This is a genomic window from Dietzia sp. 179-F 9C3 NHS, assembly GCF_045369825.1.
Taxonomy (GTDB): domain Bacteria; phylum Actinomycetota; class Actinomycetes; order Mycobacteriales; family Mycobacteriaceae; genus Dietzia.
Genome location: NZ_JBIQES010000008.1, coordinates 110,793 through 121,087, shown reverse-complemented (window position 1 = coordinate 121,087; position 10,295 = coordinate 110,793). Strand labels below are relative to the sequence as shown.

Sequence of the window (10,295 nt, the reverse complement as noted above, 5' to 3'; positions counted from 1 at the left end):
CATGGTCACCACGGCCAGCGCGATGTCGGCCGAGACCGGGTCGGTGGTGGTCCCCGGGAGCGGGCCGACCATCTCGAACACGTTGGACACGAGCCGCCACCCGTGCGACCCCATCTGCGCCCAGATCGAGTCCCGGCTCACCGGGATCCCCTTGGCCGTGCCGCCCTTGGGGTAGATCAGCCACACCGCGCGGGCGTCGGCGAGCGCGGCGGCGTGCGCGGTCATGAACGCCTCCACCTCGTCGGGCATGGTCACCACGGCCAGCGCGATGTCGGCCGAGACCGGGTCGGTGGTGGTCCCCGGGAGCGGGCCGACCATCTCGAGCACGGCGGGGTCCGGGTGACAGAAGACCGTGGAATTGTCCTTGATCTGCAGCTTCGTCGTCGCCGACCCGGTGCCCATGGCCCGCAGTCTACCCGGGAGCCCGGACCCCGAGCCGGATCTCAGGGTGCGGATCGGGGTCGATCCCGGATGTGCCGCGGCGCCCGGGATAGGAGAGTGGGAGGTGCCGGGGGAGAGGTCCCGGGACCAGGACCAGGGAGCCCGCGAGGCTCCCGCGACGACGACGAGGAGAGCGCCATGAACTCCGATCCCGCCTACACCGACCCCGCCGGAGGGGCCCCCAAGAAGCTGACGCGGTCCCAGGACCGGATGATCGCCGGCGTCTGCGGCGGCCTCGCCGACTACTTCGGGCTGGACGCCGCCCTGGTGCGCGTGCTGTTCGTGGCGTCGATCCTGCTGCCCGGCCCGCAGTTCCTCATCTACCTGGTGCTGTGGCTGGTCATGCCGGACCGCAAGAGCGTCGCCTGAGCCGGTGCGCGGACGCGGGGCCCGACCCGTGCGGCGCGTGCCGAAATTCGGACCGCGCTCCGCCGGTCTGGCAGGCTGAGCGCATGACCGACTCCACCGCCGCCGCGCCCGGCGAGTACGCCTCCGTCCGCATCGAGAAGGGGACCCGGCATCCGCACGTCGCCCAGGTGACGCTGATCGGGCCGGGTCCCAACAACGGCATGGGCCCCGAATTCTGGTCCGAGATGCCGCGCGTCATGGCCGAGCTCGACGCCGACCCGGAGATCCGGGCGATCGTCGTGGCCGGACAGGGGCGCAACTTCTCCTACGGCCTCGACCTGGCGGCCATGATGCCGCAGTTCCTGGCCTTCCTTCCGCAGGACAAGAACCCGGACGCCTCGCGGAACCGGGACATCCTCGACTTCGTGGAGACCATGCGGCAGGCCATCGATTCGGTGGCGGCCGCGCGCACGCCCACCGTCGCCGCGGTCCAGGGCCGCTGCATCGGTGGCGCCGTGGATCTCATCTCCGCGTGCGACGTCCGCCACGGCTCGGCCGACTCCACCTACTCGATCCGCGAGGTCAAGGTGGGGATCGTCGCCGACATGGGCTCGCTCGGGCGGCTGCCGTACATCATCGGGCAGGGTCTGACCCGCGAGCTCGCGCTGACGGGCCGCGACATCGACGCCGAGACCGCTCTGCGCTACGGCCTCGTCACCCATGTCGCCGACGACGCCGCCGGCGTGCTCGACTCCGCCCACGCCACGGCCGCGGAGATCGCCGCCAACCCGCCGCTCGTGGTGCGCGGCGTGCGCGAGGTGCTCGACCGTGCGACCGAGGGGCCGATCCGCGAGTCCAACCGCTACGTCGCCACGTGGAACGCCGGCTTCCTCGCCTCCGCCGACATGATGGAGGCTGTCGGCGCCATGCTGGAGAAGCGCGAGCCCAGGTACACCGGCCGCTGAGCCGTCAGCGGGCGTGGGCGAGCTCGCGGGCGCCGGGGTCGTCGGTGCCGGGGGAGCCTCCGGACGGTGCCCCGGCGTCGAGTTTCTCGCCCTCGATGTCCACCCGCGGCAGGATCCGGTGGAGCCACCGGGGCAGCCACCAGGCCTTGTCGCCGAGCAGGTACATGAGCGAGGGCACCACGACCATCCGCACGACGAAGGCGTCGAAGAACACGGCGGCGGCCAGCGCGAAGCCCATGGTCTTGATAAAGGCCATGTCCATAAAGATGAAGGCGCCAAAGACGCTGATCATGATCACGGCCGCCGCGCTCACCACCCGGGCGCCGTACTTGTAGCCGTGCACAATCGCGTCGGTGGCGGACTCGCCGCGGCTGTACGCCTCCCGCATGCGGGACACGAGGAACACCTGGTAGTCCATGGCGAGGCCGAAGACCAGGCCGATGAGGATGATCGGCAGGAAGCTGATGATCGGCGTCCCCTCCATGAGGCCGAACCAGCCCCACTGGAAGATCGCGACGGTCGCGCCGAGCGTGGCGAGCATCGACAACAGGAATCCGAGCGCGGCGGTGAGTGGCACGATGATCGAGCGGAACACCAGCATGAGCAGCAGGAACGCCAGGCCCACGACGATCGCCAGGTAGGGCACGAGCGCGTCGGAGAGCTGCTCGGACACGTCGGCCTGGATGGAGGTGAGTCCGGTGACGCCGTAGTCGGCTCCCGTGGCGTCGGTGTAGGCGCCGGCGTGGTCGCGCATGGCGTGTAGGAGGTCCTCGGTGGCCTCGTCGGTGGGCCCGGTGGTGGGGGTGACGAGGACCTGCGCGGTGTCGGCGCTCGCCGGGTCGGCGGGGTCGCCGTTGGTCATGACGACCTGGGCGTTGTCCACGCCCTCCATGCCGCGGAAGTCGGCGGCGGCGGTCTGGAACGCCTCAGTGCGCTCGTCGGAGGGGAGGCCCGCGGCATCGACCACGGCGAGCAGGGGCGCGTTGGCGCCGGGGCCGAAGCCGCGCTCGAGCAGGTCCGAGGCGTCGCGGACGGGGGTGCCCTGCTCCATGGTCGTGTCCGAGGGCAGCGCGAGGCGCATCGAGCCGGCGGGGATCGCGAGGAGGGCCAACATCGCGACTCCGGCGGCCAGGCCCACCCAGGGCTTGGACCGCATGGCCTTGGCGAAGCGCTCGCCGGCGGTGTGGACGCCGTCGTCCTCGGGGTCCGGCGCGGTGACCCGCGGGATACGCCCGGCGAACATGCGGCCCTTGAACAGCCCGAGCAGGGCGGGCAAGAGGGTCAGTGCGATGAGGACGGAGACGACGACGGCGCCGGCGGCCGCCAGGGCCATGACGGAGAGGAAGGGGATGCCGACGACCGTCAGCGCGACGAGGGCGATGAAGACGGTGAGGCCGGCGAAGACGACGGCGGACCCCGCGGTCCCCACGGCGCGGCCGGCGGCGTGGGCGCGGTCGTCGGTGAGTCGGGCCTCGTGCTTGTAGCGACTGGCGATGAACAGCGAGTAGTCGATCGCCACGGCCAGGCCGAGCATGGTGGCGAGGATCGGCGTCATCTCGTTGACGTCGACGGTCCCCGACAGCGCGTGGACGGACAGCACGGCGATGCCGACGCCGACCAGGGCGGTGACGATGGGTAGCCCGGCGGCGACGATGGAGCCGAAGGTGATGGCGAGGACGACGAGGGCCACGGCGATGCCGATGGCCTCGGACGTGAAGCCGATCGCGCCCATCTCCTGGGCGGCGGGCCCGTTGTAGGCCACCTCGAGGCCGAGGTCCCGGCCGGTCTGTGCGACGGCGGCGAGGGCCTCGTGCTGCTCGGGGCTCACGTCGACGGAGGTCGGGGTGGTCTCCGTGTCGTAAGCGGCCTGCACCTTGTACACCGACTCGTCGGGCGACAGCGGCGAGACGGTGGCCGCGTCCTTCTCCGCCCGGGCCTCATCGGCGCCGGCGGCGGTGGACTGCTGGATCAGGCCCTGTGACTGGGCGCGGACGGCGGTGAGCCACGGTGCGGCCTCCGGGTCCGCGCCGGCGGCCTGCTCGAGCGCCTCGGGGGGCAGGCCGCCGGTGCCGACGGTCTCGGGGTTCGCCAGGCCGGGCAGGCCGCGGACCTCGTCGAGCACCGCGGAGACCTTCTCCTGGTTCTCCGGCGTGGTGAGCGGCGAGGCGTCCTCGGTGGCGATCACCACGGTGAACGTGGGCTCGGTCTGCGGGTCGCCGTCGCTGGCGGCGGGGAACCGCTCGGTGAGCAGGGTCTGCGCCCGCTCGGAGGGGATGCCGGGGATGGAGAACGAGCTGGCGGCGGGTGCCGAGAACGCGGCGGCGAGCCCGGCGACCAGCGCGAGCAGCCCGAGCCAGGCGGCGATGACGACGTACCAGCGCTGGTAGGCGCCGCGGCCGATGCGGTAGAGGAGGGTAGCCATGGGGTGGGTGGTGCTCCTAGGTGTGCGGGGTGGTCGTGGAGTCGGGGGAGGGGGCGGCGACGACGAGGGGGAGTGCCGAGAACGCCTCGTCGAGGAGCTCGTCCATGTCGCGGTCGGCGCCTTCCGGGGTGTCCAGGGCGCGGCTGACGTTGACCGCGATGGTGAAGTCGATCTCGGTGACGATCCGGGGCGCGATCGAGGTCGCGGGATCGATCCCGAGCCGACGGGCGATCTCCGCGATGCTCGCGGCGTGCGCGTCCGGGTGGTGGTCCTCCAGGTACCGGCGCAGGTCGGGGTTGGATTCCAGGGCGTCGATGAGGGCCCGGAGCGCGTCCACGTTCTCGCGGTGGCGGTCGAGCATCACGCCCCACGCGGTGCGCAGCGCGGCCGCGCAGGTCACCGAGTCGGGCTGGGCCCGGAGGACCTCGCCGTACTCGTGCACGAGATCGGTGGCCAGGTGGGAGAGCGCTGCGGCCTTGCCGGGGAAGTAGTTGTGGAAGGTCCGCACGGAGACGCCGGCCGCGCGTGCGATCGCCTCGACGGTGGTGGCCTCGTAGCCGTGCGTGCTCACCAGCGCGAGCGCGGCGTCGGAGAGAGCGGAGCGGGTCTGCTCCTTCTTGGTCTCCCGCAGCCCTCGTGGTGTGAAGCAGTCGGGTCGCATGTCGTCCACGCTACGGAACGTGCACACCACTGCAAAGTTGCATCGGTGTGCAAACACTGTGACTCTCGTCACGCCGCGCCGTCCGCCCTGTCACAACGCAGACAGCCCCCGTCCGGTGGAACCGGACGGGGGCCGTGGGGCGGGAAGGCTCAGCCGCGGAAGGGCTCGGCCTTCTGCTCGGGGTGCTTCTTGAAGTTCTCGACGCCCTCCACGACGAGCTTCTCGGCGTGGGCCTTGTCCTTCCACTCGCCGGGCTCGACGAACTTGCCGGGCTCGAGGTCCTTGTAGCGCAGGAAAAAGTGCTCGATGGCCTTGAGCTCGAACTCCGGCACGTCGCCGATGTCCTGGATGTGGTCCCAGCGCGGGTCGCCGTGCGGCACGCAGAGCAGCTTGTCGTCTCCGCCCGCCTCGTCGGACATGGTGTACACGCCCACGAGCCGGGACTTGACGATGACACCGGGGAAGACCGACTCGTCGAGCAGGACCAGCGCGTCGCACGGGTCACCGTCGTCGGCCAGCGTCTGGTCGATGTAGCCGTAGTCGGCCGGGTAGCCCATCGAGGTGAAGAGGAACCGGTCGAGGTAGATCTTTCCGGTCTCGTGGTGGATCTCGTACTTGTTGCGCGAGCCCTTGGGGATCTCGATGGTCACTTCGACGGACACTGGCGTACCTCACTGGTGGTCTGGTGGCGGACTCGACGGGCGTGAGGGCGACGTTTCGCCACCCCGGGGCCCGGGACCCGGGCGATCCGGGGTGATTCTAGTCGCCCGCCGCCGAGCCCGGGGGTGGGTGCGGCCACAGTGCCCGATACCGTGGGGGAGGCGGAGCGGAGTCGGGGGAGGGGATCGGTGAGCGCGAAGGGCGTGTGGCGCGGTCGGGGTCCGCTGTGGCGGGTGGGGCTGGTCCTCGTCGTCGTCCTGGTCCTGGCTGCCGGTCTGGTGACCGCCGCGCTGGTCACCGATGTCGACGGTGACCCGCCGGGCGTCGAGGCCGCGCCCGCTCTCCCCGCCCCCGCTCCAGGTCTCGAGGCGGCGACCGCCGACGCGCCAGCCCCCGACCCGGCCGCCCTGGGCCGCATCCTCGGGCCGCTCGCCGACGTGCCGGCCGCCGGCGACCTCACTGCGCGCGTCGTCGACGACGCCACCGGCCAGGTGCTATGGGAGCGGCGCCCGACGGACGCCCGGGTCCCCGCCTCGACCGTCAAGCTGCTCACCGCCGTCGCTGCGCTCTCCCGGCTCCCCGCGGACGCCCGCGCGGACACCGTCCTGGCCGAGGGCGCCGAGCCGGACACCCTTGTCGTGGTCCCCGGCGGCGACCCCACGATGTCCGGCGGCGCCGAGGCCGGCCCGCTGTTCCCGGGCGCGGGCACGATCCCGCGCGCCGCGGAGGTCGTCCGCTCCGCCGGCCTGCGGCCCGCCCGAATCGTCGTGGACCCGGGCCCCTATACCGGCCCCGCCCTGGGGCCCGGCTGGTCGCCGGCGGAGATCGCCGCCGGGAACATCGCGCCCGTCCAGCCGTGGATGCTCGACGGTGGCCGCCTCGACCCGGCGGACGTGTACTCGCCGCGCTCGCCGGAGCCGATGCTCGCCGCCGGCCGCGCCCTCGCGCTAGCCCTCGACCTGGGCCCGGAGCGCGTCCGTCTGGCCGAGGCCCCCGTGCAGGCCGGCCGCGAACTCGGCCGCGTGCCGTCCGCCCCGCTCACCGAGCGGCTGCGCTCGATGCTCCTCCACTCGGACAACGTCCTCGCCGAGACCCTCTGTCGCGAGGTGGCCCTCGACCGCAGCCCCGAGAAGCGGGCCGACTTCGCCGCCGGGACCGCCGCCGTGCTCGAGATCCTCGCCGAGCGCGGGATCGACGTCTCCGGGGTGCACCTGGACGACTGCTCGGGCATGAGCCCCGGAAACCGCGTGTCCGCCGCCGTGCTCACCGACGTGCTGCGGCTCGCCGCGGGCCCCGACGCCACCCGCGAGATGCGTGACCTGCTCGACGCTCTGCCGATCGCCGCGGCCTCCGGCACCCTCGCCGACCGCTACTCCGGACCGTCCGCCTCTGGCGCGGGCTGGGTGCGCGCCAAGACCGGCACGCTCAGCGACACCAGCGCCCTGGCCGGCACAGTGACCAGCGCCGACGGCCGCACGATGAGCTTCGCGCTGCTCTCCTCCGGCACCAACCCGGCCGCCGCCCGCCCCGCGCTCGACCGCATCGCCGCCGCGCTGAGGGACTGTGGCTGCCGCTGACCGGGCCCGGGCCGACAGGGTCTGGTCCGGCGCCGCCTGGCCGGTGCGGGCCGCGGTCCGCGCGTTCCGCCGCGCGCACCCCGGGGTCGGCGACGACGTGTGCGTGGCCCTGTCCGGCGGCGCGGACTCGCTCGCGCTCACCGCAGCCGCGGCCGCCGAGTTCGCCCGCGTCACCGCCCTCGTGGTGGACCACGGGTTGCAGGAGGACTCGCGGAGGGTGGCAGAGGACGCGGCCGGCGCGGCCCGCCGGATCGGGGCGACGGCGCAGGTCCTCGTCGTCACCGTCACCCCCACTGGTTCCGGGCCCGAGGCCGACGCCCGCGCCGCCCGGTACGCCGCGCTCGACGCCGCGCGGGCCGGCCGACCCGTGCTGCTGGGCCACACCCTCGACGACCAGGCCGAGACCGTTCTGCTGGGACTGGGCCGCGGCTCCGGCGCGCGGTCCCTGCGCGGCATGGCGGCGTGGGACGCGCCGTGGGGTCGGCCGCTGCTCGGCGTGCGCGCCGCCGACACCCGCGCCGCCTGCCGCGCCCTCGGCCTGGAGTGGTGGGAGGACCCGCACAACGCCGACCCCGCCTACGCGCGGGTGCGGATCCGGCGCGAGGTCCTGCCGCTGCTCGAGGAGGTGATGGGCGGCGGGGTGGCCGAGGGGCTGGCCCGCACGGCGGGGTTGCTGCGGGGCGACGACGACGAGCTCGAGCGCCGCGCCGCCGCGGTGCCCGTCGCGGACGGGGCCGCGCTGGACGTCGGCGAGCTCGAGCCCCTGCCGACGCCCGTACTCACGAGGGTCCTCCGGAACTGGCTGCGGGCGGGCGGCGTGCCCTCGCCGACGTACGCCCACCTGGTGGCCGTGGCCGCGCTCGTCACCGACTGGCGCGGACAGGGGCCGGTGGCCGTGGGCGGCGCGGGCCTCGGTGGCTCGGAGCGCGCGGGTGCCCCGGATTCGCCGACCAGGTTGGTCGCCCGGCGCTCGCATGGAAAGCTGGTGCTGCAGATCGACCGGGCGAGCGAAGCGGGGACGTAGATGACCAGCGTGGACAAGTACGCCGACGAGATCGACGAGGTGCTCATCGACGCGGACGCGATCCGCGAGCGCATCCGGGAGATGGGCGCGGCGATCGGGGAGCGGTACAAGGATGCCGCGGACGAGGTCGTGCTCGTGTGCGTCCTCAAGGGGGCGGCGATCTTCGTCTCCGACTTCTCCCGCGCGCTCACCGTGCCCAGCCAGATGGAGTTCATGGCGGTGAGCTCGTACGGCACCTCCACCAGCTCCTCGGGCGTGGTGCGGATCCTCAAGGACCTCGACCGCGACATCGCCGGCCGCGACGTGATCATCGTCGAGGACATCATCGACTCCGGCCTCACGCTCTCGTGGTTGCTGCGCAACCTCTCCACGCGCAACCCGCGCTCGCTCGAGATCGTCACCCTGCTGCGCAAGCCCGACGCGGTCAAGGCCGACCTGGACATCCTCGAGATCGGCTTCGACATCCCCAACGAGTTCGTCGTGGGTTACGGCCTCGACTACGCCGAGCGCTACCGCGACCTGCCCTACATCGGGCGGCTGCACCCGCGCATGTACTCCTGATCCCCGACCTGCCGCGCGCGCCGGGCCCTCCCGGATCCTCCCGGAAAAAGTGATATTCGCCACATCTGATATGTAGCCTGCTGGCATGTTCCCGGGGACCTTCGCCGCCACCACGCCCGACAAGCCCGCCGTCGTCCGCCCCGCCACGGGCGAGGGGATCACCTACGCCGAGCTCGAGGCCCGCTCCGCCCAGCTCGCGCACCTCATGGCAGACGACTGGGGGCTGCGCCCCGGCGACACGATCGCGGTGGTCTCGGACAACACGCTCGAGATGGTGGAGTTGTACTGGGGCGCACTGCGGACGGGTCTGTACATCGTGGCCGTCAACCACCACCTCACGCCCGAGGAGTCCACGTACATCGTCGACGACTGCGGCGCCCGCGCCCTGTTCGTCTCCGCGGCGGTGGCCAACCACGTGGACCGCTCGCCGGACGCGTTGCCGGGCGTCGAGCACCGGGTGGCGTTCGGCGGGGCGATCGAGGGCTTCGAGGACTACCGCACGATGCTCGAGGGGCAGCCCACGGACGCGCCCGCCGACCAGCCCCGCGGCCACGACTTCCTCTACTCCTCCGGCACCACCGGCCGACCCAAGGGTGTGCGCGTGGACCCGCCGGAGGGGCAGATCGACGAGGTGCCCGACCACTACACGCCGGTATTCTCCTTCCTCTACGGCTTCGACGCCGACTCGGTCTACCTGTGCCCCGCCCCGCTGTATCACGCGGCGCCGCTGCGCTTCTGCGGCGTGGTCAACTCCGTGGGAGGCACGGTGATCCTCATGGACCGCTTCGACCCCGAGGAGGCGCTGCGGCTCATCGAGGAGTACCGGGTCACGCACTCGCAGTGGGTGCCCACGATGTTCGTGCGGATGCTCAAGCTGCCCGACGCCACGCGCGGCAAGTACGACCTGTCGACCCTCACCCACGCTATCCACGCCGCGGCCCCGTGCCCGCCCGAGGTCAAGCGCCGGATGATCGAGTGGTGGGGGCCGGTGATCCACGAGTACTACTCGGCCACCGAGGGCATGGGCATCACCTTTATCAACTCCCAGGAGGCGCTCGAGCGGCCCGGGTCGGTGGGGCGCGACGGGCTCAAGGGCATCGCGCACATCTGCGACGAGACGGGCGAGGAACTGCCCGCCGGCGAGATCGGCACCATCTACTGGCAGCAGGACGAGGGCACCTTCGAATACCACGGGGACCCCGAGAAGACGGCGTCCGTCTTCCACCCCGACCATCCCACCTGGGCCACCTTCGGCGACGTGGGCTACCTCGACGAGGACCGCTTCCTGTACCTGACCGACCGTAAGGCGTTCACCATCATCTCGGGCGGGGTGAACATCTACCCGCAGGAGATCGAGAACGCGCTCGTGCTGCACCCGGCGGTCGAGGACGTGGCCGTGATCGGACTCCCCGACGTGGAGATGGGGGAGCGGGTCCACGCCGTGGTGGTCCCGGCCGCGGACCGCGCCGACGACCCCGGGTTGGCCGAGGAGATCCTCGACTCGCTGCGCGGCACCGTCGCCGACTTCAAGATCCCGCGCGGCGTGGACCTCGTCGACGAGTTGCCGCGGACGCCCACCGGCAAGCTGGTCAAGCGGCGGATCGTGGAGCGGTACAGCGCCTGACAGCGGTGGATC

10 protein-coding genes are annotated in these 10,295 nt (G+C 72.5%); 6 read left to right on the top strand and 4 right to left on the bottom strand.

The genetic code is table 11. The features are described 5' to 3' along the window. The coding region (locus ACH0BZ_RS11435) for a hypothetical protein (protein ID WP_406898477.1) at positions 1-402 on the bottom strand (402 nt) is incomplete at its 3' end. A gap of 177 nt (positions 403-579) precedes the next feature. Here ACH0BZ_RS11435 and ACH0BZ_RS11430 point away from each other — a divergent pair. After that, complete coding sequence (locus ACH0BZ_RS11430; protein ID WP_406898476.1) at positions 580-810, top strand: PspC domain-containing protein; 231 nt, start codon at positions 580-582, stop codon at positions 808-810. Between the two features lie 83 nt (positions 811-893). Continuing rightward, a complete protein-coding gene (locus tag ACH0BZ_RS11425) occupies positions 894-1,754 on the top strand; it encodes a crotonase/enoyl-CoA hydratase family protein (RefSeq protein ID WP_406898474.1) in 861 nt (286 codons plus the stop codon). Between the two features lie 4 nt (positions 1,755-1,758). Here the strand turns inward: ACH0BZ_RS11425 and ACH0BZ_RS11420 are convergent, their stop codons facing one another. The 3 genes from ACH0BZ_RS11420 to ACH0BZ_RS11410 form a co-directional block, all read right to left on the bottom strand. After that, a complete protein-coding gene (locus ACH0BZ_RS11420; protein WP_406898473.1) occupies positions 1,759-4,176 on the bottom strand; it encodes an MMPL family transporter in 2,418 nt (805 codons plus the stop codon). A 16-nt stretch (positions 4,177-4,192) separates the two neighbouring features. Next, positions 4,193-4,837, bottom strand: a complete 645-nt coding sequence (locus ACH0BZ_RS11415) for a TetR/AcrR family transcriptional regulator (protein WP_406898471.1) — start codon at positions 4,835-4,837, stop codon at positions 4,193-4,195. Positions 4,838-4,986: 149 nt separating this feature from the next. Beyond that, positions 4,987-5,499: an inorganic diphosphatase gene (locus tag ACH0BZ_RS11410; protein ID WP_406898470.1), complete on the bottom strand. Its 513-nt coding sequence runs from the start codon at positions 5,497-5,499 to the stop codon at positions 4,987-4,989. 186 nt (positions 5,500-5,685) lie between these two features. Here ACH0BZ_RS11410 and dacB point away from each other — a divergent pair, with 186 nt between their 5' ends. The 4 genes from dacB to ACH0BZ_RS11390 all read left to right on the top strand — a co-directional run bounded on the left by dacB (position 5,686) and on the right by ACH0BZ_RS11390 (position 10,283). Continuing rightward, positions 5,686-7,074 carry a D-alanyl-D-alanine carboxypeptidase/D-alanyl-D-alanine-endopeptidase gene (dacB, locus tag ACH0BZ_RS11405; protein ID WP_406898469.1) on the top strand — a complete coding sequence of 463 codons (1,389 nt, stop codon included), beginning with the start codon at positions 5,686-5,688 and terminating at the stop codon, positions 7,072-7,074. Further along, positions 7,061-8,098 (top strand): tRNA lysidine(34) synthetase TilS, encoded by a 1,038-nt coding sequence (gene tilS / locus ACH0BZ_RS11400; protein ID WP_406898468.1) that lies wholly within the window; start codon positions 7,061-7,063, stop codon positions 8,096-8,098. Before dacB ends, tilS begins: the two co-directional genes overlap by 14 nt. Continuing rightward, a complete protein-coding gene (gene hpt / locus ACH0BZ_RS11395) occupies positions 8,099-8,659 on the top strand; it encodes a hypoxanthine phosphoribosyltransferase (protein ID WP_406898466.1) in 561 nt (186 codons plus the stop codon). Between the two features lie 85 nt (positions 8,660-8,744). Next, positions 8,745-10,283, top strand: coding sequence for an acyl-CoA synthetase (locus ACH0BZ_RS11390; RefSeq protein ID WP_406898464.1), 1,539 nt, complete (start codon positions 8,745-8,747; stop codon positions 10,281-10,283). Positions 10,284-10,295 lie beyond the last annotated feature (12 nt).